This is a genomic window from Tolypothrix bouteillei VB521301 (assembly GCF_000760695.4).
Classification (GTDB): Bacteria; Cyanobacteriota; Cyanobacteriia; order Cyanobacteriales; family Nostocaceae; genus Scytonema; species Scytonema bouteillei_A.
In genome coordinates this window covers 1442161-1469110 of record NZ_JHEG04000001.1, presented here as the reverse complement: position 1 = coordinate 1469110, position 26950 = coordinate 1442161, and the positions used below count along the sequence as shown (strand labels likewise).

Below are 26950 nucleotides of genomic sequence, written 5' to 3'. Positions count from 1 at the left end.
TATTTTCCCTTCTCTAAGAAGGGAGCTAAAATGACAGCAGCGTTTGTTGCCAGTGTTGGTTGCCTTGTCCTAATTGGCTGGACTTTGGACATCAGCATTCTGAAGAGTTTGCTGATGCTGACAGCGTTTTGTTTTGCTTTTGTTGGTAACGCTTTATGGCTAAGCGGACTCAACAGAGAACACCCAGCAATCAATGAATATTTAAGCATTGCCATTGAAGGAGCAGGGATGGCTGCTTGGAATATGGATTTGTCAACGGGAAAAGGGGTGTGGTCAGCGCAACATTTTAAATTACTCGGGTATGAGTTTGTTGCTGGTGGAGAAGCAACCATTGAGATGTGGCGCAGCCGAATTTATCTAGAAGATGTAGAGCGAGTCAAGCAAATTGAGGAACACGCCAGACGGGAGCATGAACTTTTCAATCTTGAGTATCGCATTATTCGTGCAGATAATGGGCAATTGAGATGGCTTAAGACCTATGGACGTTTTTTTTACAACAAAGGCGGACAAGCGGTATGTTGTAGCGGCATCGTTTTTGACATTACAGAAAGCAAACGATCAGAAGAAGAACGCAATTGCTTCTTTACGGTGTCCAACGACATGATTGCCCTCACCAACCTAGATGGTTACTTCAGGCAACTTAACCCTGCATGGGAGAGAGTGCTGGGCTATACCCAAACAGAACTGATGGCGCAACCTTTTCTCAGCTTTGTTCATCCTGAGGATGTTGAGGCAACTCGCATAGCATCTGAACGATTTGAGGCGGGAAATCCTGTAGCTATCTTTGAAAACCGTTATTGCTGTAAGGATGGATCGTACAAGTGGCTATCCTGGACAGCAGTTATATCCCCCGAGCATAACATACGTTATGCTACCGCACGAGATGTAACTGAGCGCAAATTAGCCGAACTTAACGAGCAATTCCTGAACGAACTTGATTTGCGGTTGCGGCAACTTTCTGATGCAGATGCGATGGTGTGGGAAGCGGTAAGCAGTTTGGGCAAGTATCTCAACGTCGATCGCTGCGTGTGGCACGAAGTGAATTTGCAAGAGGATGTATCGCTCGTCAAGCAAGACTGGCGGCGACAAGAGGACATTCCAAGCGTTGTTGGAGCTTATCGCTTGTCAGAATTCCTGCTACCAGATCTGGTAGACCGCTACCATGCCGGTCAACCCGCTGTTGTTTCAGATGTAGCCACCCATCCCTACACCGCCCCTTTCTCGCATAATTATGCCCAGCGAGACATTCGTGCCTTTGTCGGCGTTCCCTGCATCGATCGAGGGCGTTGGGTGTCAGTTCTTGCCATTAATACCAGGACAGTTCGAGAGTGGTATCCCCATGAAGTGGCACTGCTCCAACATACGGTTTCTCGTCTCTGGCCGATTGTTGAGCAAACACTAGCCACACAAGCCTTACGCCAGAGCGAGGAACGATTCCAGTCTGCTTTGCTGAATGCTCCCTTACCAATTATGCTCCATGCCGAAGATGGAGAGGTATTGCAGATCAATCATGTCTGGACGGAAATTACAGGCTATCATCTTGAAGACATTCCCACGCTGGAAGCTTGGGTAAAAAGAGCTTACGGCGATCGCCAAGACGAAGCGAGATCTGCTATTGTGAACCAGTATCCCCTCACCCAACGGACAGCGATGGGAGAATATGCCGTTATCACCCGGACGGGGGCGACTCGCATTTGGGATTTCTATACGGCTCCGCTTCACATATTGCCTGATGGCAGAAAGTTGGCGATCGTTACGGCGATCGATGTCACGGAACGGAAGCAAGCGGAGCAAAAAATTCTGAATTTGAATCAAGAACTCCAGCGACAGCTAGCAGAGTCTCAAACGCTATTAGAAGTCATTCCCATCGGTGTTGGCATTGCTGAAGACCCCCAATGTCAAACAATTCGGATCAATTCAGCATTTGCTCGAATGTTATCCATGGCTTCAACTGCAAATGCTTCTTTAAGTGCGCCAGAAGACGAGCGACCAAAAACCTTTAAGGTCTATTATAATAACCGGGAAATTCCGCCAGAGGAACTGCCCTTACAACGTGCAGCCACTGATGGAGTTGAAGTTCGAGATTTAGAAGTTGATGTGGTTTGGAATGATGGCACAACCGTAACACTGTTAGAATACGCTGCTCCACTTTTTGATGAAAGCGGACAAGTGAGAGGAAGTATCGGCGCGTTTTGGAATATTACCGAGCGCAAGCAGGCTGAGGTGGCATTACAGCAAACGCTCAAAGATTTGGCAGACTTTAAGTTTGCTCTCGATCGCTCCTCAATCGTGGCTATCACTGATACTCAAGGTACCATTACCTATGTCAACGACAAATTCTGCGAGCTTTCAAAGTACTCCAGAGAAGAATTGATCGGACAAAATCATCGGATTGTTAACTCCGGCTATCACCCTAAAGAATTCTTTCAGCATTTGTGGGCAACCATTTCTCGCGGACAGGTATGGCAGGGAGAAATTAAAAATCGTGCCAAGGATGGTACTTTCTACTGGGTTGCTACCACAATCGTGCCGTTTCTCGATGTCTCTGGTAAACCGTATCAATACATTGCTGTTCGTTCCGACATCACAAACCGTAAAGTGGCAGAAGTTGAGCTTCAACAACTTAATATCACTTTAGAACAACGGGTTGAAGAACGCACAGCTCAACTTCAGGAAGCCAATAAGGACTTGGAAGCCTTTTCTTACACGGTGGCGCATGACCTGCGAGCACCGTTACGAGGAATTCAAGGGTTTGCCCAAGCTCTATCTGAAGATTATGGCGATCGCTTAGATGAAACGGCTCAAGAATATATTCAACGCATTTTTAATGGCACTTATATCATGAACGAGTTAGTTTGCGATCTGCTAGCATACAGCCGCCTCAGTCGCGAGCAGATTAAGCTGGCTCCTGTTCTATTGACTCAAGTTATAGCAGATGCTCGAGCACAATTAGCAACAGATTTAAGCGAGCGTCAGGCTCAAATAACCATCGCTGAAAACCTACCCAGTGTTATCGGGCATTATCCAATTTTGGTACAAATTATTGTCAATCTCTTGTCTAATGCAATTAAATTTGTTGCTCCTGGTGTTCAACCGCACATTCGAGTTTGGACAGAAACAATAGAGCTGAAAGAAACGAGAAAAACAGGTACGGTTCTCCCTCCATCCCCGCAACAGATCCGTCTTTGGATTGAAGACAACGGAATTGGTATTGAGCCAAATTATCAAGAGCAAATTTTTGGTGTTTTTGAGCGGCTGCACAACACTGAAACTTACCCAGGAACTGGAATTGGATTAGCCATTGTGCGAAAAGGAGCAGAACGTCTTGGAGGTCAGGTCGGTGTAGAGTCCGCTGTTGGTCAAGGAAGTCGATTTTGGATTGAGTTCCAAGGGGCTTCTAGTGTCTTTTGAGGTTTTTAGATGCAAGAGCAAACATTTTTCCTACAACCTTTCTCTTACAGTGAATCGCTAAGCGAACTGAAAATCAAAGGCAATGTTGCCCGCTATGAGAATGAGTTTACTATTCAATATGCACTTCTTGGTGATTTAACAGCAATCGAGATAGCAGACCCATCAGACGAACCAAAACGCAAGCACGAACTCTGGCAAAACACCTGTTTTGAGTTCTTCCTTGGAATTGAGAATAGCGATCGCTATTGGGAATTTAATATCTCTCCTTCTGGGGATTGGAATGTGTATCGCTTTGATGCTTACCGTCACGGAATGCAGGAGGAAAATGCCTTTACAGCATTACCATTTAGCGTTCAGTATCTATCAGATGGTTTGGCGCTTGTCCTAAATGTAGATTTAGATTGTATTATCTCAACAGATTTAGCTCTGAAAGTTGGTATTTCTACTGTTATGAAACATAAAGATGGTTCTGTTACATATTGGGCGTTGAAGCATACAGGCGATGAACCGGACTTTCACCGTCGGGATAGTTTCACAATTGAATTTTAGCTTTAAGAATGGATAAGGACGTGAATGAATACGTTAAACAAAAATATTTTCACGTGTCATGACTTAGATGAAAGCCATAAATTTTATACGGCTCGTTTACCAGATGATGTTGATTTAAATCGCTGGCAATTTGATAGTTTGTGGGATATACATCCCCAGGATTTCAAGGATATAAAAATACACGGACGTTTGGTAAAAATGCCGCGCTGGCAACAGGTTTACGGAGCCGATTATCATTATACAGGAGTCACTCATCAAGCATTACCAATTCCATCACTCATCGACTCAATTTTTGAATGGAGCAAAAATAACATTGATAATCGCCTCAATGGTATAGTCATAAATTGGTACGATGGCAAACTTTATCATTACATAGGAAAGCATCGGGATAGCACTCTCAACATGATTGAGAGCGTACCTATTGTTACTATTTCATTTGGAGAAGAACGTATATTTCGATTGCGTCCGTGGAAAGGAAATGGTTATAGAGACTTTATGACAACACATGGTACCGTGTTTGTCATACCTTATGAAACAAACAAAACTTGGACGCATGAAGTAACTTTGTCCAAAAAGTATCAAGGTAGAAGAATATCTGTCACTCTCCGGGGTTTTCATGTGGATTAAGCAATTCACAATCGACCGAATTTGTCAATCTCTTCTCTAGGATTGACCCTCCACATCTTGAAAAATTGAGTGAATTCCTAGTGGCCTGTCGCAAAAGCTTTGACAGGCTGTCAAAACTTCGCACACCTCGATCCGGTGGCTCAGCCAGGGAATGCCTTACAGGAGGTTCCGCCTCCAGTTGAGCGCGAGGCTGAGCCTCGCCGACTGCGTTCCTAGGTAGAACCTAGGAACGAGAGTGGGTAGTGTGTTCACTTACCCAGCAGGCGTTGGTGTGGTGGACTACTAGTTCGCTAATTTATGGGGGGTAATACGACTAAAGGAGGACGTGAAGTCCGACCTAGCAATTAACCCGCCTCTTTCTACAATGATTGCATAAGAACAAACTATATTTTTGTTCTATCTGCGCTCTTAGCAAATTTAAATCCAAGCCTAGAGTAGTTCTTTCCTGGAAAAAGCCTATGCAACCAACTAATCCAAACCAATTTACAGAAAAAGCTTGGGAAGCAATCGCGCATACTCCAGATATTGCCAAACAGTATCAACAACAGCAGATAGAAAGCGAGCACCTGATGAAAGCACTGTTAGACCAGGAAGGGCTCGCCAACGGTGTTTTCACAAAAGCTGGTGTTAATTCGCAAAAATTGCGCGATCGCACCGAACAATTCATTCAACGCCAACCGAGAGTCTCTGGTAGCAGCAGTTCTGTTTACTTGGGACGCAGCTTGGATACGCTTCTTGACCGAGCAGACGGGTATCGGAAAGAGTTTCAAGACGACTTTATCTCAATCGAGCACCTGTTGCTGGCTTATGCTAAAGATGACCGCTTTGGTAAAGGGTTATTCCAAGAATTTGGACTGGATGAAGGAAAAGTTAAAAATATTGTTAAACAAATTCGTGGGAATCAGAAAGTGACCGACCAAAATCCAGAAGGGAAATATCAATCCCTGGAAAAATACGGGCGCGATCTTACAGAAGCAGCCCGTCAAGGCAAACTTGACCCTGTGATCGGACGGGATGATGAAATTCGCCGTACCATCCAAATCTTATCACGTCGTACCAAAAATAATCCTGTTTTGATTGGGGAACCAGGTGTTGGTAAAACAGCGATCGCTGAAGGATTGGCACAGCGTATCATAGCGGGTGATGTTCCCCAATCCTTAAAAGACCGCAAACTCATTGCTCTAGACATGGGTGCTTTGATTGCGGGAGCAAAATTCCGAGGTGAATTTGAAGAACGTTTAAAAGCAGTCTTAAAAGAAGTTACCGAATCGAACGGCAATATAGTTCTATTTATTGATGAAATTCACACGGTTGTCGGCGCTGGTGCAACCCAAGGCGCAATGGATGCTGGGAACTTATTAAAGCCAATGTTGGCGCGGGGTGAACTGCGCTGTATTGGCGCAACAACTTTGGACGAATACCGTAAATATATAGAAAAAGACGCTGCTTTGGAAAGACGCTTCCAACAGGTGTATGTAGATCAGCCCAGCGTGGAAGATACAATTTCTATTTTGCGCGGTTTGAAAGAACGGTATGAAGTTCACCACGGGGTGAAAATTTCCGATAGTTCTTTAGTCGCAGCAGCAACTTTGTCCAGTCGTTATATTAGCGATCGCTTCTTACCAGACAAAGCTATTGACTTGGTAGACGAAGCAGCCGCCAGACTGAAGATGGAGATTACCTCCAAACCTGAAGAACTTGACGAAATCGACCGCAAAATTCTGCAATTAGAAATGGAAAAGCTATCACTGCAAAAAGAAAGTGATGCAGCTTCCAGAGAACGTTTGGATAGATTGGAAAAAGAACTTGCGGACTTCAAAGAAGAACAAAGAGAGTTGAAGACGCAATGGCAATCTGAGAAAGATGTCATTGCAAAAATTCAGTCTGTTAAAGAAGAGATTGACCGCGTTAACTTAGAGATTCAACAAGCAGAACGCAATTACGATCTCAACCGCGCTGCTGAGTTAAAGTATGGCAAACTTACCAGTTTGCATCGCGATTTGGAAGCAGCAGAAACCGAACTGGCTCACGCACAACGCAGTGGAAAATCTCTGTTGCGAGAAGAAGTCACCGAAGCTGACATTGCAGAAGTGATTTCTAAATGGACGGGAATTCCGATCAGTAAGTTGGTGGAATCTGAAAAAGAAAAGCTTTTGCACTTAGAAGATGAACTGCACAATCGAGTTGTCGGACAAGAAGAAGCAGTGACAGCAGTTGCAGACGCGATTCAGCGTTCTCGTGCTGGGCTTGCAGATCCCAATCGTCCCATTGCTAGCTTTATTTTCCTCGGTCCTACAGGTGTTGGTAAAACCGAACTCGCAAAAGCACTTGCGGCTTACTTGTTTGATACTGAAGAAGCGCTAGTCAGGATTGATATGTCCGAGTACATGGAGAAACACGCTGTTTCTCGCCTGATCGGTGCGCCTCCAGGATACGTGGGTTATGAAGAAGGAGGACAACTCACCGAAGCCATTCGCCGTCGTCCTTATGCAGTGATTTTGTTTGACGAAATCGAAAAAGCTCATCCTGATGTTTTTAACATCTTCCTGCAAATTCTTGATGACGGTCGCGTGACTGATGCTCAAGGTCATACGGTAGACTTTAAAAACTCTATCATTATCATGACGAGTAATATCGGTTCGCAGTACATCTTGGATGTCGCTGGTGATGATTCGCGCTATGATGAAATGCGCCATCGAGTTATGGAAGCAATGCGAAATAGCTTCCGTCCTGAGTTCCTCAACCGCCTTGATGAAATTATCTTCTTCCATGGATTGCGTAAGGAAGAACTGCGTCGCATCGTGCAGTTGCAAGTAGAGAGATTGCGTCATCGATTGAGCGATCGCAAGATGTCTCTCAGGCTGTCGGAAGCGGCTCTTGACTTTTTAGCTGATGTAGGGTATGACCCAGTGTTTGGAGCAAGACCCCTGAAGCGAGCCATTCAACGGGAGTTAGAAACTCAAATTGCCAAAGCTATCTTGCGTGGCGAGTTTAATGATGGCGATACCATCTTTGTAGACATTGAGAATGAGCGTCTTGCCTTCAAACGCTTACCCACAGAGGTGTTTACAGCTTAATCCAACTCCAGTTCAACTTCTCATCTCGTTCCCAGGCTCCGCCTGGGAATGCTTTTTTAGAGGCTCCGCCTCCTGATTGGAGTTTCGTAATCGTCATGATGAAGCATTGTTAAACTAAGTTTAATAGCAAACACACTATGTAAGTTCCCCAATTATGCTTAATCAAGCACCAGTAATAGATACTGTTCCTACAGATACCTGGGTAGAGGCAGCCTGGGAAGATTTTCTGACCTTTGCAGATGACCCAACCTTAGCACGTGCTAGATTTTACTATGATGACGGTTACATGAGGATTGAGATGTCACCATTAGGTCCTGCATATGGTCGAGATAACACTATTGTTTCAACAGTTATCATTTTATATGCAACGATCAAGAATATTCCCGTTGTAGGACTAACGAATACTAGCTTTAGAAAAGCTAGAGTTCGTGAATCTCAGCCTGATATTGCTTTTTATATTGGCACAAATTTGCAACTTCCTCCCCGAAATAATGCTCCAGTAAATCTCAATGAGTTAACTCCACCCACGCTAGTTGTAGAAATTGCCGCTTCGTCTCTAGAAGACGATACTGAGCGTAAACAAAAACTTTACCAACGCCTGGGAGTTCAAGAGTATTGGGTAGTTGATGTCAGTGCAGGCAAGGTAATTGCAAATTCATTGTCAGCAACACAAACTACCCCCATTCGTGAATCTCAAGTACTGCCAGGATTGGAAATTGCCTTGGTTGAAGAAGCTCTTGTGCGTTCTCTAACTGAAGATGATGGAGCTATTACTCGTTGGTTACTAGCAAAGTTTAATTAATGTGTAGAGACACGAAATTTCGCTAATCGCGATAATCAACCTCCCCTTCGTTATTAATTACTGCTTGAGTTTCTTCGCCAGCGATAATTATTATACCAAAAACGGTTTAGAATCTAACTTTCCAAAAGTTGTCAAAAACTCGTAGGGGCGCATGGCATTGCGCCCCTACAAATGCATCAAACCATTCCGAGAAAGAACAGTTGTTAGCCGTTTATAGTATAAATCGCAGTGCGATTATCAATACAAACCAGATGAACTGACACAAATATATTGGTTAGCGAAGCACATATTCTAAACTTAACATCTTCCTGCAAATTCTTGATGATGGTCGCGTGACGGATGCTCAAGGTCATACGGTGGACTTTAAGAACTCTATCATTATCATGACGAGTAACATCGGTTCGCATTACATCTTGGATGTCGCTGGTGATGATTCGCGCTATAACGTGTTAATAATTAACCCAGGCAATCATTATTAACCTAGTGGTTCACCACATTGAATTTGAGGGTTGATTGAAAAACCGCAGAGGCGCAGAGGGCGCAGAGGAAGAGAAAAAGAGGATGAGCTTGAACATCGTTTTACCCATTAAAACTTATGTGGTGAACCACTAGTAGTCTGTCAACTTAAAATTGACGAGTGAAAAAAAACACGATAGCGAAGCGTGCGTGCCAGCGCATAGACGCGAGGAGCACGAAGTCAGAGAAAAAGAAGAAGAATTTAAAAATTTCTCTACCTGGGAAAGTTGATGTGACAGACTACTAGTACAGTGCGGCGGAAATAAATAGACCATATTGTGAGAAAATTAGGAGCAAGGTAAAAAGCAGTTTGAGTGTGGTGATTGAGGAATTAGGCTGTGGCAAGATTAACTTCAAAAATATTAAACTTAAGCGATAGCGAGCGGGAGCAACTGCAACAGTTAAACCGACATAACACGTCACAATAAATAGTGTTGCGAGCAAAATCATTCTTATGACATCTAATGGTCTGCTTATTTATGCCGACCTGTACTAGTACAAAAGTTTCTTTAACACGGAAGTCAAAGGTTCTGACTTTAACTAAATTCTAAATAAGGGTAAAACTATTTAATTATGAAGCAATTTACTGACAAAGTTGTTCTAATTACAGGAGGTAATTCTGGTATTGGCAAAGCTACAGCATTAGCTTTTGCCTCGTGTGGGGCAAAAGTAGCGATCGCTGGTAGGAGAATTACTGAAGGTGAAGAGACTGTTAGTTTAATTGAAAAAGCAGGTAGTTCAAGTATTTTTATCCCTACAGATATTACTCAAGAAACAGAAGTTGAAAATTTAATAAGCCAAACAGTTAAAACTTTTGGTCGTTTAGATTATGCATTTAATAATGCTGGAACTCCTGGAATTTTAAAAGTCAATATAGATGATTCAGAAGAAAATTGGAATCAAATTATTAATACTAATTTGAAAGGAGTTTGGTTATGTATGAAATATCAAATTCCGGCAATGCTGCAAAATGGAGGTGGTGCCATTGTGAATAATGCTTCTATTAGAGGCTTAATTGCTGCTAATTTAACTAATGGAGCGGAAAATAAACCACAACACAATCATCATTTTTATTGTACTAGCAAACACGCTGTTTTAGGGCTGACTAAATCTTTAGCTGTACAATATGCTAAGGATGGTATTAGAATTAATGCTGTTTGCCCGGGAACTATCGTAACTCCCATGGTAAGGTCAGCTTTAAGTGAGGAAACCATCACGAATTATGGCAATCAATATCCTATAAAACGATTGGGTACACCGGAAGAAATTGCTCAAGCAGTATTATGGTTATGTTCAGATTCAGCTAATTTTGTTATTGGACATTCATTAGTTTTAGATGGTGGTTTAACTATTCAACATTAGTTTTTAGATGGTGATTGCTAACTGCAACAATTTCCAATTAACTCACAGCAAAATCTGTAGGTAACCCGACTACAGGACTGGACTCACCGCCTACGCGAGTTAATTAGATACATCTTTATATAGAAATGGTATAAGCAATGGATAAATAATTTGCCCATAGTTTTGCCAACACCATTTTATAAATATCAAGGTCATCGTCTTGTACGCGAGCTTAGAAAAGTGCAGGTTGTGGCAAGTACAATTTTCTATGGGCAATTCTATTAATTCGTTGCTTCCGGTTGTTGAGGTTGCTTAATCCTTGACAAAATTCCATTAATTCGATCTTTGCCAAATGCGCTGGATTTCGGCTTGAACCTGTGCTTTAGGAACTGGTACTGTTTTCACAGATGGATTCAGTTCCACGCCAGGAATATTTTGATTCCAAGGGCTGTTAGCAACTCCTTGCAAATTAACACCATTAATTGCTGGACGGAAACCGTGCTGTACAAAGACTTTTTGTTGTTCGGGTTCTCTAAGATAAGAGATAAAACTTTTTGCAGCACTGGCTGTTGCTGCATCTACATTTTGGCGAAGAACTGCTGCAGTTGCTACCGTTTCAATGGTGGGATCGAGATAGTAAATTTGATAGGGTTTTGCCTGATTCTGACTGGATTGCTGCCATCGAGATAAAGCTATACTTTCGTAAACAGTTGCTACATCCGCATCATTGGGAGCGCGAGCAATAAACTCTTGTAAAAGAATATCTGTAGAACGAGGTGGTTGGTAAACCGAACGCTTTATTGTTCCAAATAGGGAACTGACTGTAGGATTGCTAAAGTTTACATTATTAAGATTATTGCCACCAAATTTTGATAGCGACCACAAACTGAGGGTAACTTGACCGCTGTTAGAACGGCTGGGATCGGTCATCATAAAATCAAAGCTTCCCCAATCTTTTTGACCGCCGATCGCTTGCCAATTAGAAGCTTGCATGGCTTGTTCTACCCGTTGCCAAGAAAAGCGACCGTTGGGAAAAAGAACTTTACCTCGTTCCGACCAAGCAACACCAACTAGCAATGTTTTAGCAATTGGTTGTGGTGATTCTATAAATGGATCGCTGTTATTTTGTGTTGTATAACGCTGGCGCAATTCATCCAAAAATTCAGAGGAAGCAGGAATCAATATCGTCGGTTTTTGTTCATTTTTTTGGTCTATATAGTTATTAACAATATCTTGAGAACCTTGAAATTTTAATTCTATTTTAATGTTGGGATTGTTTTCTTGAAACTTAGTTGCTATTTCTTGCAATGGAGCTTGTAATTCTGTACCGCTAACAATTGCAACTGTCTGTTGCATTCCCGGTAGCGCAGCATAGGCTAAAGCAAGTGCTACAGAAGCAATCGTAATTGAAGTGACTGGTCGGTTGCGACGAATAAATTGAGAGTTTTTGATAGCCATAAATATCTTTTCAATGAGAGGCATAGAGGACTTATTAACTTTTTATTATCTGTTAAGGAATTGTAGGAGTGGTGCTTTTATTAGTAAATGAATTGAAACATAGGGCGCAAATAGAATCACCTTTGACTCACTAAAATTTCCATATTTTCCTGATAACTATTAAGTTCAGCACTTAAAGAACGCAACTCATTCATTTCCTCAAATTTACTTAAATCAGAAGTCCGCAGCTTATTTTGTAACCTCTGCAATATACCTCCAGTGTCTTGAATTAACATATAAAGATTCACAATTTGTGCTTGTCGAGTATCTTCACCTGCTTTTGCCAATTCAATATTGCGTTGTAAGCTGTTTGCTAATTGCTCCAAATGTTGGCGTGCAACCCCAGAACTTGCACCTAATTTCTTTTGCACTTCTAGCAATTGTTGCTGTAATTCTGTAGCAGATAGCAAGGAATTATGACCTGGTACGCGTCGAGATAGTTCGTCGATTTTTGTAGGTAGTTCCGTAGCACGCTCGCAAGCTTCTTCGACGATCGCCAAGAGTTCGATTTTAAAACTATCATCAGTTAACAAATGCTTTGCTTCCTGTCGCAAGCTTCCCGATTTATCAGCCAAAATTTTAGCAGCGTTCTGTAGCATATGTAATTCCTTTTGCAACTTTTGTTGTGCCAGTTTTTCCTCACTGGGTTCCCTAGATTTCAAAAAAGTTGCCCCTACTGTTGCTACTAAAGCAGCAGTAGGTAATATAACAACATTAGGAACTCTAACAAAACGAACGCCAACAACAAGAACAACACCGCCAAGCAATACACTTAATGGGTAAAAAAGAGGATTTGCTAATTTAATCATTTCCAGAATCCAAAATCTAAAATATACAATCTCAAATTGCTAAAACTCAACCTGTAACTCAGACATCAAAGTAGAAATTGTAGACGGATCGCCCTTCCGATAATAACCACCGTTCACTTGAGAAATTTTCTTCAAAGCTTCTGGATTAAATTCTCCTTCCTTGCCATACCCAACAGTAAAAAAGGCAATTCTTTTGTCACTATTAAAGTTACTTTTGCCAAGTTCTTGCTGTAATTTCTCTAAATTAATTGAAGACTCAGAATCTTCACCATCCGTCAAGATAACAACAGCATTAATAGCATCTTTTCGGAGGTTATATGCCAACCAATTACGTGCATAAAGGGCAGAATCATATAATTTTGTTCCACCACCAACTTGCAAACTGGCAATAAACTGCATTCCCCGTTCTTTACCTTCAGGAGTTCCGTCCACAACGATGGGAGAACGAATTGCAGAATCAAAATCAATGAGAGCAATCTTTTCTTTTGGTCCGAGACTTTCAATATATTGACGCAAGGTACTTTGTACAGCAGGTAATTTATTTCCTTGCATGGAACCAGAAGAATCTACCACCACAATCACCTGTGAAGGTTTTTTAGCAAACTCTTGCCAAGATTTCAGCATAGCAGCCACCACTTCTGGTTGTGGGGGACGCAAAGAATCATATTTAGCATTGGGATCGACACCATACTCGGGAGTAAATTTTGCTCCCAACGCCACCCCAGGAACACCCGGTCTCAAACCAAGTTCTGTTGCCATTTTCTGTGCGGGAGGGGATTGCAAATAAGCAATGACTTTTTCCGCCGCAGCTTTTTCATTTGCACTTACCCAAGGTGTATTGGGTACGATCGCCCGCATATTAGAGGTAAAGGTTGCTTTTGGATAAATTGCTTTGTAGCGAGTTTGACCGGGTTGTAAATTGGAATTTGCTTTGATTACGGACGATTCGTAAACCGAAGCGATGGATGCCCAAAATGACCCATTTTTGACCATGTCGGTTGCTAAAGCATCTGTAGAAACACCATAGCGAGTGATTTTGCTTTGGATATTTTGAATTTGGGTTTGGAATTTCTGGACATCCCCTGCTGTCATTTGTTCGGGACGCTTCCCAGAGACAGATACAAATTGTGCAACAAGTGTTTGCAAGCCCGAATTTGAGCGAGTTGGTGCAGATTGAACGAAGTAAATTGGTAGTGTGGGGCTACTAGCATCAAGTTCTTTGTGAGTTTTTGCCTTGACTAATGCTTTGTAGACATCTTCTTGCTTTTGCAATCCAGTTGCGACATCCGCAGGAACCATAAACACCATTGGGCTATTTGCCAGTAAAGGTGCATCGGTAATTTGAGGAATGTAGTTTTGTCCGGGGAAAATTTGATTGAATTGGGAGATTAATTGAGAGTGGTAAATTTCTCCATCTAAAGAAACTAAAGTAGGAAACTCTGGTGAGTCCGCTTGCAAGCTTCCAGATTGAAGTCGCTTGGCTTGACTCACTAGGGTTGTGACTACATCACCGCTTCCCATCGCCTGACAACTTAAGTAGAAAGCTTTACCATCACTCAGTTTGGGTTTTGTTTGATTGAACTGTTCTGCTGCTTGATTGCAAAATTGTTGTAAAGCACTACCGACTAAAAACTTGACTTCAAAACCATCTCTAGGCGGAGAACTCACTTCAGAAACGCAGCCAGTCAGTAAGAAAGTACCTAACATGGCACTCATATAAAATTTTCTTTTCATAGCCTAAGTTCATAAAGAGTGAATAGCAACATTGCAAAGGCACATTCGTATAGTTCCCTGAGCTTTACTTCAGGTAACAATTTTTAGTTAAGAATGCTTTATGTATTGGAAACCCTTTCTAGATAAAATTTTTGGGTGATTCTTTTACCTCCGTTATTGAGCTATTACTCAATCAGGCTTGTTGTCAGAATTTATGAAAAACGAGTTAGGGCTAAAGCTCACTTCATCTGATTGGGGCGATCGCTGAAAAATAAGTATTTTCCTCGTTGACTTTGTGTCTTGGCAGTTCAAGAACACTTTTTAACCGCGTTCTTACAGCGTATCCGCAGGACATAGACCAATACATAGACCAATACTGTCGGTTTTTCGCCACAACTTTAGAAGCAATGCGAAATCAACTCATCAGTCAAATGGGTACATCTACCGAATATATACCTACTTAGATAATTCATTATCGACAGAGCTAAATTACAGGTCAACCAGTCCGTTTTGAGTATCAGTACAACTAAGATGGAATGATGAGAAAGCCTGCTTTTACAGTTGGGGAAGATTCAGAGTCAAACAAATGATAATGATTAAGCTCTTGTTCTGCAAGTGTAAACAAATGACGGCGGTTAAAAACTTTAGTTAATGGTTCGGTGATAGCTATTGATGCGTGGGTAAAACTCCTCCATTTGATCTGGGTAAAATTCCCCAATATCAGTAATCTTCCTATTGTTGTTATCGAGAAAAAGTTATTACTATGATGTACACATGAAATTCTGTATCATGTCAAGCATAAAAATAAGGCAATTCTTAATGATTTTGTTATTTTTTAGAACTAACCTGAAATTATTATAATGAAAAAAAAAGATGTTTTTTGTACCTTAATTTACTCGGTTGTTGTGTCTGTATTTTTTGTTAGCTGTACTAACGTTAACAAAGAATCAAAGTTTACAACTTTAACAGTCTATGCCAGTACTAGCTTAAAAAGTGCGCTCTTAGATATTAAAAAAATTTACAACCAAGAACATCCAAATATTATTATTAAATATAAACTTGCAAATTCTGGGACTTTAGAAAAGTTAATTGAAGAGGGTTATAAAGGTGATATTATCATTACGAGTAAAGCTAAAGTTTTAGATAACTTACAAGCTAAAAATTTTCTTCTTGCAAGTACCCGTCAGAATTTATTAGGAAATCAAATAGTCTTGATTGTCCCAAAGGATAGTAAAAGTATTTCTGATTTCAAAGACTTGACTCACAGGCAAATTCAGAAAATTGCTGTAGGTGATACGACACAAGAAGCATCAGGTAAATATGCTGTGGAAATTTTCTTAAAGCTTGGAATTTTAGACCAAGTCAAACAAAAATTTGTGTTTCTGTCTAAAAATAGTGAAATATTGAGTTTTATAGAAAGTGGTAAAGCAAATGCAGGTTTAGTCTATGCAACAGATGCTATTTTATCAGAAGGAGTAAAAATTGTAACGCTTGCACCACAAGGGCTTCATTCTCCAATTATTTATCCCATAGCTATACTTAAAACTAGCCCACATCCCTCTGAAGCTAGGAGCTTTATCCAGTTTCTTCAAACCAAACGTGCTGAAGCTGTGTTTCTTAAGTATCGATTTATAGTTAATTCTAATATCTCAAATTAACAATAATTTCAAATCATACAAATAACTTTTCTACATATAACTTACTGGCTCGCTATGAAATGCAGTTTTTATCTTTCCTTAGGAATCTTATCTCTAGTTTTAGTCAGTTGTGGAAAACAGGAGACAAAAACAATTAGTTTAAACGTCTCAGCAGGTCAAAGTTTAAAACCTGCTATGACTGAAATCAAAAAAATTTATACTCAGCAGCAACCAAATGTATCCATTGCTTATCAGTTTAGTAGTGGTGGTTTCTTGAAAGACTCAATTCAGAAGGGAGAACCTATAGATATTTTCTTTACAGGAGGCTCTGAATTTTTAGATGATTTGCAGTCCAAAGGGTTTCTGCTTGAAAAAACTCGCAAACAGTTACTTAGTAACAGATTAGTTTTGATTGTACCTAAGAATTCTACTGGTATATCTTCATTCAAAGATTTGTCTGGTAAACAAGTTAAGACGGTTGCTGTGGGTAACTTTAAGACTACAAGTCCTGGTCAACACGCAGAACAAATCCTAAAATCTTTAAAGATTTTAGACCTGGTAAAACCAAAATTAGTTTTTACTGAATTTAGTTTTGGTGTAGCTCGTTTGATAGAGATGAGACAAGCCGATGCAGGTATTATTTATGCTACGGACGCCATAAACGCAAATCAAATTAAGATTGTTGCGATCGCACCTAAAGACTCTCATTTGCCCAGTATCTACAGTGTAGCAGTCCTTAAGGCTAGCAAGCATATTCCTGAAGCTAAAGAGTTTATCCAATTTTTAGGAAGTACTCAAGCGAGTGCTGTGTTTGTGAAATATGGATTTGCGATGGCAAAGGACGAGCAAGCTAGAAAATAGCTTATCTTTTATTCAAGTTGTTTTACTTATTTTTTATGTCTGTTAAGCAAACATTTATCTCGCTACTCACCTTTAAGTATAAATTCAACTTAAAATATTTGTTTAATCGACTGGGTATTCGACAAAAAATTACCTATGGATATGCTCTTGCTATTGGAATTGCAATGCTAGGCGCGACTGCTGGAAAACTTATAGAAAATTATTATCAGGAGCAAGCAAAAAAACAACTCGTTGAGTCTCAAGAAATTATCTTACTTCTAAATAATTTACAAGCATCTACATTACGAGCCCATACTCAAACACCAAAACTCATTTATTTCTTAGCTGAGCCAGTTAGGTTAGAGTTAGAATACTCTCGTTTTTTAGAATATATTAATGCTGTCAATGAACTGCTTTATCAAACTAAAACTTCTTTAAATTCTTTAGAATTAAATCCAAAGGACAATCGCAAAGAAGTGAAAATAAAAATAATTAAAGATTCAATCAAAATTTATATTGATTCCATTCAAGATTATGCTAAAAGATTAGAATTTTTAGAAAAAAAATCTCCATCTGATTTAAACACAAATACAGTTGATTCAGTATCTTTAAATAGCGCAACTAAGAAAAGCAAAAAACTTGACTTAGCAGTTAATAAAGTTTCACAAGAAATGTCATTGCTCATTGCCGAAATTCAAGGCAAAGAAGCTCAAAAAACTCTGAAAGCCTTAGATCGAGCTAAAGCAATAGGAACAATGATTCTAGCGATCGCTTTAATATTAGCAGCAGGGCTTGCTACTCTATTAGCTATGTACACTAGCTGGATGATTGCGTCTCCTATCGAAGCAACTACCAAAATTGCCCAACAAGTCACAAGAGAATCGAATTTTACCATCTTTGCGCCCGTGACAACAGAAGATGAAGTTGGTCAATTAACGACATCACTCAATCAGCTGATCCAAAGAGTTTCAGACTATACTGAAGAATTGAGTCTTGCTCAAAGCCAGTTGATCCAAACTGAAAAAATGTCCAGTCTCGGACAGATGGTTGCTGGTATTGCCCATGAAATCAATAACCCAATTAACTTTATCTATGGCAATATCGAACATACTAAAAACTACGTTCAAGATTTGTTAGACATCATAAATATTTACCAGGAGAAATATCCTCAAGTCGAGACTGAAATTGAGGAAAAAATTGAGGATATTGAGCTAGAATTTATCATTTCTGATTTGCCCAAAATTTTAGGATCTATGAAAATGGGTGTGGAACGCATTCGCCAACTTGTGTTATCTTTAAGAAACTTTTCCCGCCTTGATGAAGCAGAAGTAAAGTCTGTTGACTTGCATGAAGGAATTGATAATACACTCTTAATTCTCAGCAATCGTATTAAAGATAATATTGTAGTTGTTAAAAAATATGGAGATTTACCATTAGTAGAGTGCTATCCAGCCCAGATTAACCAAGTGTTTATGAACCTCCTTAGTAATGCAATTGATGCTTTAAGCAACGCTTCTCAACAATTAGAAAAACAAATTGTGATTCAAACAAAACTGATTAACTCAAACTCCATTCAAGTAGACATTCAAGATAACGGAGTTGGTATTCCTTTGGAAATTCAAAACAAAATTTTCGATCCTTTTTTTACTACAAAACCAGTTGGTTCTGGGACTGGCTTGGGGTTATCTATTTGCTATCAAATTATAGAAAAGCATCAAGGCAAAATTTCAGTCAAATCGCAACAAAACCAAGGAACAGAATTAACCGTCCTTCTTCCAATTCAACAGATACATTCTTAATCGGAATTCGATCGCACTGGATTAACGAACAGCTTTCAACGCATCGTAGAGTAACTTGTACCGCTTAAACTCTGTTTCATACAAAAGATTTGCTTGCGGCTGTACCACATGACTATCTTGGGGTAGTATCTTGAAAGCAACTTCTAAGTTGGGGTAAACACCTACGCCCACCATTGCCAAAATAGCTGCTCCGTAAGCAGCACCTTCTTCGGCTTTGGGAGCAATAAGTTCTGTTTGCAACACATTAGATAAAATTTGCAACCAAATGTGAGAGCGTGCTCCTCCACCTGTCGCCAAGAGTTGATGAACGGGTGCGATCGCACCAATGACTTCCAGTACTTCCCGCAGGCTGAAGGAAACTCCCTCTAAAACAGCACGAGTGATATCTGCTTGCGTGTGAGCCAATGACAGATTCACGAAAGCACCCCGAGTATTTGGATCGAGGTGGGGACTGCGTTCACCTGATAGGTGCGGCAAAAATAGAACACCACGCGCACCGGGCTCCGATCGCTCTGCTATTTCCATCAGCTCGGTATAGGAGAGATGTGGTGCAAAGGTATCTCGGTACCAACGCAGAGAACCACCAGCCGCCAGTGTCACTCCCAGCTGATGATAGCCCCCATCCACATGACAGAACAAATGCACCCGTCCTTCTGGATCGGGTACTGGGCGATCGCACGGTGCAAAAATAACTCCCGATGTGCCAATACTCAAACTCCCTCGGTTCAGGTTGCTTGAAGAAATACCCAAACCGATGGCGGCGGCTGCATTGTCACCTCCGCCTGCAACCACAGGTAATCCTGCAGGTAATCCCACCCGTGCAGCTATTTCCGATCTCAGCTGTCCGGCGATCGCAGTAGATTCAATCACCGGGGGGAACAAGGCTGGATCTATGTTGAGAGCATCAAGAATATCTGTATCCCATTGTCGATTTGCCAGTTTCAGACACCCAACACCAGATGCATCCGATGGTTCCGTCACAGGCTCGCCAGTGAGCACATATCCCAAATAATCTTTTGGCAAAAGAATCTGCCACAGTTGAGCATAGGCTTGTGGTTCTTCACTCCTCAACCATAAGAGCTTTGGCAGTTGGAACCCCGTAATTGCAGGATTTCCAGTCCGCTGGATTAACTCCTGACGGGGAATAGTGGCTTCAATCTCAGCCACAGCTTCACCCGTGCGCTGGTCATTCCATAAAATTGCCGCTCTAATTGCTTTGCCATCCCCATTTAGAGGAACCATACCGTGCATTTGTCCGGACAAACCCAGGGCAATTGCTCGGTGTCCCTCCAGCTGTTGAGTGACATCGAACAGAGCATCCAAACTTGCTTCGACCCAATCGGATGGATTCTGTTCTGTCCAACCGGGTTGTGGAGTACACAGGGGATAGCTTCTTGTCGTTTGAGTGATAATTTTCCCTTGTAGGTCAACTGCGATCGCCCGCACTCCTCCCGTACCCAAGTCTATGCCAACTACGATATCGGTCAATTCCCCCTCCTAAATTTTCAGAATTTGGGCTAATGTTTCGCGAGCGCTCAGCTCGTACAAACTGTGTAAATGGTTTGTCACTGAATCGACAAAACGCGACGACTGTGATAAGTCGCCAAAAATTTCAGTTAAGCCGAGCAATGGCTTGGGATCGGAGCCGCCGGAAAGAGCGAGTTCAGTCAAGATACCGGACATTGGGTCATCAATGGGAATGGAGTTACCTCGGTCATCCCGTCCGTTGAGGTAACGGAACCATGCAGCAACTGTAAAGCTCATGTAGTCGAGCGCTCCTCCCTGCTGTAACGCATCGCGGAGCGAACCGAGAACAAATTTTGGCATTTTGGCGGCACTATTGAGGCAAAGACGCGGCAGTTGATCCCGAATTTTGGGATTGGCAAAGCGTTCGATTAAGGTCTTTTTGTAATCGTCTAAATCAATTCCTGGCACGGGTTGGAGTGTGGGAGTCACTTCTTCCATCAAGTTATCAACTGCTTGGCGGATGTATTTATCAGCCATAACCTCATGAACGTAAGTGTACCCCGCTAAAGTGCCGAGATAGCCAATTAACAAATGACTGGCGTTGAGCAACCTGATTTTCATCATTTCGTAGGGATGAACATCATCTGTCATCTGAACGCCAACAGCTTCCCAATCGGGTCTCCCCGCACAGAACTTGTCTTCCACAACCCACTGGAGAAACGGTTCGGCAACAACTGGGAAGGCATCATCAATGTTAAACTGTTCCGCCACCATTTTGATATCTGCTGGGGTTGTGGCGGGAGTAATGCGATCGACCATGCAGTTGGGGAAGGCTACTTGTTCGGTAATCCAGTTTCCCAACTCAGGATCGCGCATTTGGGCAAATGCCGTTAACATTTTGCGGGCAATGTTGCCGTTACCTTGTAGATTGTCGCAGGATAAGACGGTAAACGGTGCTAGCCCCTGTTGGCGGCGACGAGCCAGTGCTGCTGTCAAAAAGCCATAGACTCCGATTGGCTCATGAGGATGCTGTAAATCGTACTGGATCGTCGGGTGATTGGCATCGAATTCACCGCTTCCTTCAATGTAGTAGTAACCCCCTTCCGTAATTGTCAGCGTGACAATGCGGCATTTCGGATCTGCTAACGCCTCGATCGCTGCTTGACGGTTATCGGGCGCAAATAAATATTGCGTAATTGCACCGATAACACGAGCGCGATCGCCTTCTGGTGACCGTTCTACTAATGTATACAAACAATCTTGAGCCTTCAGTGCATCCCGCATCCGCTTGTCAAAATCCAGCAGTCCCATCCCGCAAATTCCCCAATCAGTGCCGGGATGCTGGTGGAAGTAATTATCAAGGTATAATGCTTGATGTGCTCGATGAAACCCACCCACACCGATATGAACGATGCCATTGGTAATTTGGTGGCGATCGTAATTGGGTACGCGAACGTTATTTGCTAAACGAGACAGAGATGCTTCATTCAGCTTGATTGCTGAGCCCGTGCTGGTATTGCTGTTCATAAGATTTATCAAGGGTTAGGTGGTGACGATTGGCTTTGGGAAGGGCTTCACCGTTTTGAGCGAACAAATGGCAAAGTTCACCGTTAATGTCAATAGAAACGAAATCGTGTATTTTGGCAGGATTATCTCCATCTGTTTGCACGACTAAGGTGTCACCACCCGCAATCTTGACATAAAGATAGGTTTCTCCGCCCAATCGTTCTACAACTAACACCTCGCCATTCACGCTTGAGTTCGTGCGATCGAGGCGCAGATGTTCGGGACGAATTCCCAATGTTGCTCTATCTCCAACTGACAGGGTTTTAGGTTGCACCGGAATCATTACAGTTGCGTCCCCAGGAAGTCTAACCGTTGTACCGGAGTCATTGACGGCTGCTACCGTCACCGAGATAAAGTTCATTTTGGGCGAACCAATAAATCCCGCGACAAATAGATTGCGGGGATGGTGGTACAGTTCGAGTGGCGAACCCACTTGTTCTATAATTCCGCCTTGCAACACCACAATTTTGTCAGCAAGGGTCATAGCCTCAACTTGGTCGTGGGTTACATAAATCATCGTAGCTTGCAGGCTGTCATGCAAGCTAGCAAGCTCAATCCGCATCTGCACCCGCAAAGCAGCATCAAGGTTAGATAGGGGCTCGTCAAACAAGAAGACTTTGGGATTCCGCACCAAAGCACGACCGATCGCCACCCGTTGACGTTGTCCTCCCGATAGTTCTTTGGGCTTTCGATTCAAAAGCGGCTCCAGTTGGAGGATGCGAGCCACTTCACGTGCTCTTTCATACCTCTGGGCTTTCGGCATACCCGCAAGGCGGAGGCTAAACGCCATATTCTCTGCCACGGTCATGTGAGGATATAAAGCATAGGTTTGAAACACCATTGCTAAACCGCGTTTATCCGGAGGTACGTCATTGACTTTTTGCCCGTCGATTAGCAAATCTCCAGAGGAGATTTCCTCAAGCCCAGCAATCATGCGGAGCAAAGTCGATTTCCCACAACCAGAGGGACCAACAAAGACAACAAATTCGCGATCTTTGATGTCAAGATCGATGCCTTTGATGATCTCAGTCTCGGCATAGGTTTTATGAATATCTCTTAAAGCAACTGTTGACATAAGGAGTGAGGGAGTGAGGGAGTGAGGGAATGAAGATTCTCATGTTTGGCGGTGAAACTTGTTTCATTGGGACTGTCTTTTACTTCACCGCCCCAAAGGTAAGACCTCGAACTAATTGCCGTTGACTCAACCAACCAAAGATCAGGATAGGCGCGATCGCCAGTGTTGATGCTGCCGAAAGTTTTGCCCAAAACAATCCTTGAGGACTTGAAAATGAAGCAATAAATGCTGTCAGTGGTGCAGCGTCTGCTGTTGTTAAGTTCAGGCTCCAAAATGCTTCGTTCCAAGACAAAATGATCGAAAGCAATGCGGTGGATGCAATTCCCGGTAATGCTAAAGGTAACAACACGTGAACGAGTTCTTGTTGGGTGCTTGCTCCATCCATGCGATCGGCTTCAAGAATATCTTTAGGAACCTCTTTAAAGAAGCTGTAGATCATCCAGATAACAATCGGCAAATTAATCAGGGTATAAATGATAATTAATCCTATGCGGGTATCCAGTAACCGCAAGTTGCGACACAAAATGTAAATGGGCACCAGCACCCCAACGGGTGGTAGCATTTTAGTAGACAGCATCCAGAGTAAAGTACCCTTGGTACGCTTCGTGGGGAAGAATGCCATTGCATAAGCAGCAGGTACAGCAAGCAACAGCGCAAGTATGGTTGCTCCTAGGGAAATTGCTACGCTGTTAAAGGCATAATTGAAATAATTTGCCCGATCTTGGATGGCAACATAGTTTTCCAATGTCGGTTGAAAAAACAGCTGAGGGGGAGTAGAAACTGCTGCTACTTCCGTTTTAAAACTGGTAAGAAACATCCAGAAAATTGGGAAAAACAAAATGCAAGCGGTAAGCCAGCCAAGTAATGTCCACAGCCAGCGCTTTGAGGTTTTACGTGCCATTTTTAGGTATCCAAATTACGAGCAACACTACGCATGAGAAAGATAACTACGATGTTGGCAAGAATCACAGCAATTAATCCACCCGCTGAAGCACCACCTACATCAAATTCCAACAGAGCTTTTAAGAAGATGTAATAAGCAAGGTTGGTGGTTGCTAGCCCCGGACCGCCACCTGTGGTCACAAAGATTTCGGCAAAAATGGTCAGGAAGAAAATTGTCTCGATGGTAGCAACCACCGAAATGGCGCGGCTAAGATGGGGCAACATGACGAAACGAAAGATCGCGATCGCATTTGCTCCATCCATCCGGGCTGCTTCTAACTGGTCGCGATCGAGGGATTGAATAGCGGTCAACAAAATCAGTAAGGCAAAGGGCAACCATTCCCAGGAAACAATAATGATGATGGCAAGCAGGGGAACGCTTGTAAACCAATCAATAGCCCCCAAACCCAAAGCCCTGGTGATTTGAGCAAACAACCCGTTCACTGGATGCATCAGCATATTTTTCCAAATCAGGGCACTGACTGTAGGCATCACGAAAAAGGGAGAGATTGCCAACACTCGTGCAATTCCACGACCGTAGAAGTCTTGGTCAAATAGCACTGCGAGTAATGTGCCGAGACCGATTGTGATTGCCAGGACAGAAACAACCAAAACTATTGTGATGGCGATGGATGTCCACAGAGCTGAGTCACTGAGGATGAAGGTAAAATTTTCAATCCCAATGAATTTTCGTGCATCTGGATTCAGCAAGTTATATCGCTGAAAGGAAAACCATATCGTCATCACCAAAGGCACAACCATCCACAGCAGCAGGACAACAACTGAAGGAGCAACCAAAGGTAAGGTTGACACTTGTCGCCTGGTACGCTGCTCGGTAGGTGGTGGCGTTTCGCGTTGAGGTTTTACCGCTAATGAAGAAGACATAGAAAACTCACTCGATATAACCCGTGTGTTTCATAAAGCGTTCAGTCGATCTTTGCGATTGCTGCAACGCTTGGTCTATGGAAGTCCGATTGGTTAGTGCTGCTGCAAGGGTTTGCCCGACTGAAGAACCGATCGCCTGAAATTCTGGAATATCAACGTATTGAACTCCCTTATAGGGAGTAGGTTCTGCGGATGGACGGGTGACATCAGCTGATTGAATCGCTTTCAGCACAATTTCTGCAAAGGGTGCAGCTTTTCGATAATTGGGATTTTCATAGGTGGAAGTCCGAGTACCCGGCGGTACAGCAACCCAGCCATTTTCTCGCGCAACCAGTTGGATGTATTCTTTGGAGGTTGCCCAGGCAACAAATTTTTGAGCGGCTGCGGGTGATTTTGAGGTTTTGGGAACCGCTAGCGCCCATGCCCAAAGCCAGTTTGAGCCATTTGGATATTTTTCAATGGGCGCACGGGCAAAGCCCAGTTTGTTATAAACTTGAGATTCTTTTGGATTGGATAACAACCCTGCAGCAACGGTTGCATCCACCCACATACCGCATTTGCCTGTTGAGAATAAAGCAAGATTCTCGTTAAATCCATTAGAACTGGCTCCGGGGGGTCCATATTTGTGGAGCAGATCGACATAGAAGCCAGTTGCCTCTTTCCAAGCGGGGGTATCGATGGTCGGTTGCCACTTCATATCAAACCAACGTCCGCCATAGGTGTTGACCAACGTGGAAACAAATGCCATGTTTTCACCCCAACCAGGTTTCCCGCGCAGGCAAACCCCGTAAACACCACGCGCTGGATCGTGGATTTTGCTTGCCCATTCTCTTATTTGGGGATAAGTTGGTTGTTCGGGAACTGTTATCCCGGCTTTCTCAAACAAATCTTTCCTGTAGTAGAGCATGGAACTTTCTCCATAGAATGGCACGGCATAGAGTTTGCCGTTATGAGAAAGCCCTTCTCGTATGGGTTTGAGCAAGTCATTGACGTCGTAGTTTGCTCCCAATCCATCTAAGGGTGTCAGCCAATTCCGCCTAGCCCAGATTGGTGTTTCATAAGAACCGATGGTCAGGACATCAAACTGCCCGCCTTGGCTGGCAATATCTGTGGTTGTACGCTGGCGCAACACGTTTTCTTCCAGTACAACCCACCTGAGTTGAATACTGGGATTGACTTTCTCAAATGTGCGAGAAAGATCTTGCATTACCACCATATCGCCATTATTAACAGTGGCGATCGTTAATGTCGTTTTCTCTGCTGCTTGGGATTGCGGTGAACAAGCATGCAGCAGCGGTACCAGCATCACTCCAGCAAGGAATGCAGCCAGCACTCTAGCGAAGCGGGGAATACGCATCGCATAACTCCTTATCTAAAGTAAAAAATCAAACAAATTAAATTTTTAATTTTATGCTCTACTATTGGGCAAAAGCTCAATAATAGAATCATACCAATCTCACCTTGAGGAGAGGTATTTGCAACAATTCTTCAATTACTCCCAATTTTTAATCCAAAACTAAAGTTGTAGAAGAGGTTGAAACTATGACAGCGAAAGCAACTTACCAGTTTGCAGGCAAGACTATCCTCATTACGGGTGGTGCGGGAGATATTGGTAAAGCTACTGCATGCCGTTTTGCCGCTAATGGCGCGGGTGTAGCCTTGCTGGATTTGAATGAACCGAAGATGGCAAGTGTGGCTGAGGAACTCAAAGAATATAACGTTCCAATTGGCACTTTTCGTTGCGATGTTACGTCTGCTGATGATGTTGCCAAAGCCTTTACTGGTTCTGTAGAGCAGATCGGTCATATAGACTATGTCTTTAACAATGCGGGCTATCAAGGAGTGTTTGCTCAGACTGACGAATATCCCGAAGATGACTTTCAAAAGGTCATCGACATTAACGTTGTTGGCGTTTTTCAAGTTCTGAAGGCTGCTGCACGATATTTGCGGGATGCAGGAGGAGGAGTCATCGTCAATATGGCAAGTTATGCAGGGGTTGTTGGTCCGCCAAATATGCTTGCCTATGCCGCTTCAAAGTTTGCTGTCATTGGAATGACTCAAACGGCTGCGAAAGACTTGGCTCCTCACGGAGTTCGGGTGAATGCCCTCTCCCCTGCCCTCATCGGTCCCGGTTTTATGTGGACGCGACAAACAGAATTGCAAGCAGCCGTCGGTTCCCAGTACTTTGATACCGATCCCAAGGTTGTTGAGCAACAGATGATTCATTCAGTACCGATGCGCCGTTTGGGTAGCCTAGATGAGGTTGCCAATGGGGTGGCATTTCTGATGAGTGACGAGGCAAGCTACATCACTGGATTCAATTTGGAGATTACAGGAGGGCAGTAGAAATTGAACAACTTTTGAGCAAAAAATATGTCTTTGGGCATATACTCAAAT

General features: G+C 42.7%; 19 protein-coding genes and 1 pseudogene. 11 read left to right on the top strand and 9 right to left on the bottom strand.

Going from position 1 to position 26950, the window contains the following annotated elements; translation table 11 throughout:
- The first annotated feature begins 30 nt into the window (after positions 1-30).
- The 7 genes and pseudogenes from HC643_RS05785 (at position 31) to HC643_RS05755 (ending at position 10344) form a co-directional block, all read left to right on the top strand.
- Positions 31-3411 carry a PAS domain S-box protein gene (locus HC643_RS05785; protein WP_162002270.1) on the top strand — a complete coding sequence of 1127 codons (3381 nt, stop codon included), beginning with the start codon at positions 31-33 and terminating at the stop codon, positions 3409-3411.
- A 9-nt stretch (positions 3412-3420) separates the two neighbouring features.
- Positions 3421-3960, top strand: coding sequence for a DOMON-like domain-containing protein (locus tag HC643_RS05780; protein WP_038088838.1), 540 nt, complete (start codon positions 3421-3423; stop codon positions 3958-3960).
- A 24-nt stretch (positions 3961-3984) separates the two neighbouring features.
- Positions 3985-4587 carry an alpha-ketoglutarate-dependent dioxygenase AlkB gene (locus HC643_RS05775; RefSeq protein WP_038088841.1) on the top strand — a complete coding sequence of 201 codons (603 nt, stop codon included), beginning with the start codon at positions 3985-3987 and terminating at the stop codon, positions 4585-4587.
- A 458-nt stretch (positions 4588-5045) separates the two neighbouring features.
- Complete coding sequence (gene clpB / locus HC643_RS05770; RefSeq protein ID WP_038088844.1) at positions 5046-7664, top strand: ATP-dependent chaperone ClpB; 2619 nt, start codon at positions 5046-5048, stop codon at positions 7662-7664.
- 154 nt (positions 7665-7818) lie between these two features.
- Positions 7819-8466, top strand: a complete 648-nt coding sequence (locus HC643_RS05765) for a Uma2 family endonuclease (RefSeq protein ID WP_038088847.1) — start codon at positions 7819-7821, stop codon at positions 8464-8466.
- A gap of 299 nt (positions 8467-8765) precedes the next feature.
- Positions 8766-8912 (top strand): annotated as a pseudogene (locus HC643_RS41235) (AAA family ATPase); the annotation flags it as partial.
- Positions 8913-9555: 643 nt separating this feature from the next.
- Positions 9556-10344, top strand: a complete 789-nt coding sequence (locus HC643_RS05755; protein ID WP_038088849.1) for a glucose 1-dehydrogenase — start codon at positions 9556-9558, stop codon at positions 10342-10344.
- Between the two features lie 312 nt (positions 10345-10656).
- Here the strand turns inward: HC643_RS05755 and HC643_RS05750 are convergent, their stop codons facing one another.
- From HC643_RS05750 to HC643_RS05740, 3 genes are all read right to left on the bottom strand, one after another.
- Positions 10657-11781 carry a substrate-binding domain-containing protein gene (locus HC643_RS05750; RefSeq protein ID WP_038089050.1) on the bottom strand — a complete coding sequence of 375 codons (1125 nt, stop codon included), beginning with the start codon at positions 11779-11781 and terminating at the stop codon, positions 10657-10659.
- Positions 11782-11897: 116 nt separating this feature from the next.
- The gene (locus tag HC643_RS05745; RefSeq protein WP_038088850.1) at positions 11898-12629 is read right to left on the bottom strand and encodes a hypothetical protein; all 732 of its coding nucleotides are present in this window, start codon (positions 12627-12629) and stop codon (positions 11898-11900) included.
- Positions 12630-12668: 39 nt separating this feature from the next.
- On the bottom strand, positions 12669-14363 hold the full coding sequence (locus tag HC643_RS05740; protein WP_038088853.1) for a VWA domain-containing protein: 1695 nt from the start codon (positions 14361-14363) through the stop codon (positions 12669-12671).
- 839 nt (positions 14364-15202) lie between these two features.
- On the opposite strand from HC643_RS05740, the gene modA (HC643_RS05735) reads away from it, so the two are divergent.
- Genes modA (HC643_RS05735) through HC643_RS05725 form a run of 3 tightly spaced genes read left to right on the top strand, consistent with a single transcriptional unit; the run spans position 15203 to position 18618 of the window.
- Positions 15203-16000 carry a molybdate ABC transporter substrate-binding protein gene (gene modA / locus HC643_RS05735; RefSeq protein ID WP_038088859.1) on the top strand — a complete coding sequence of 266 codons (798 nt, stop codon included), beginning with the start codon at positions 15203-15205 and terminating at the stop codon, positions 15998-16000.
- A gap of 54 nt (positions 16001-16054) precedes the next feature.
- The gene (gene modA / locus HC643_RS05730; RefSeq protein ID WP_038088861.1) at positions 16055-16840 is read left to right on the top strand and encodes a molybdate ABC transporter substrate-binding protein; all 786 of its coding nucleotides are present in this window, start codon (positions 16055-16057) and stop codon (positions 16838-16840) included.
- 35 nt (positions 16841-16875) lie between these two features.
- The gene (locus HC643_RS05725) at positions 16876-18618 is read left to right on the top strand and encodes a sensor histidine kinase (RefSeq protein WP_050046383.1); all 1743 of its coding nucleotides are present in this window, start codon (positions 16876-16878) and stop codon (positions 18616-18618) included.
- 21 nt (positions 18619-18639) lie between these two features.
- Here HC643_RS05725 and xylB read toward each other — a convergent pair whose 3' ends face one another.
- The 6 genes from xylB to HC643_RS05695 all read right to left on the bottom strand — a co-directional run bounded on the left by xylB (position 18640) and on the right by HC643_RS05695 (position 25910).
- Complete coding sequence (gene xylB, locus HC643_RS05720) at positions 18640-20106, bottom strand: xylulokinase (protein ID WP_038088867.1); 1467 nt, start codon at positions 20104-20106, stop codon at positions 18640-18642.
- 9 nt (positions 20107-20115) lie between these two features.
- On the bottom strand, positions 20116-21612 hold the full coding sequence (locus HC643_RS05715; protein ID WP_038088868.1) for a mannitol dehydrogenase family protein: 1497 nt from the start codon (positions 21610-21612) through the stop codon (positions 20116-20118).
- Positions 21569-22726 (bottom strand): ABC transporter ATP-binding protein, encoded by a 1158-nt coding sequence (locus HC643_RS05710; RefSeq protein WP_038088873.1) that lies wholly within the window; start codon positions 22724-22726, stop codon positions 21569-21571. The genes HC643_RS05715 and HC643_RS05710 overlap by 44 nt, the downstream gene beginning before the upstream one ends.
- A gap of 79 nt (positions 22727-22805) precedes the next feature.
- Positions 22806-23627, bottom strand: a complete 822-nt coding sequence (locus HC643_RS05705; protein ID WP_038088876.1) for a carbohydrate ABC transporter permease — start codon at positions 23625-23627, stop codon at positions 22806-22808.
- A 2-nt stretch (positions 23628-23629) separates the two neighbouring features.
- On the bottom strand, positions 23630-24553 hold the full coding sequence (locus HC643_RS05700; RefSeq protein WP_038088878.1) for a carbohydrate ABC transporter permease: 924 nt from the start codon (positions 24551-24553) through the stop codon (positions 23630-23632).
- A 7-nt stretch (positions 24554-24560) separates the two neighbouring features.
- Positions 24561-25910, bottom strand: a complete 1350-nt coding sequence (locus tag HC643_RS05695) for an ABC transporter substrate-binding protein (RefSeq protein WP_038088882.1) — start codon at positions 25908-25910, stop codon at positions 24561-24563.
- 185 nt (positions 25911-26095) lie between these two features.
- Here HC643_RS05695 and HC643_RS05690 point away from each other — a divergent pair, with 185 nt between their 5' ends.
- Positions 26096-26899, top strand: coding sequence for an SDR family NAD(P)-dependent oxidoreductase (locus HC643_RS05690; RefSeq protein ID WP_038088884.1), 804 nt, complete (start codon positions 26096-26098; stop codon positions 26897-26899).
- Positions 26900-26950 lie beyond the last annotated feature (51 nt).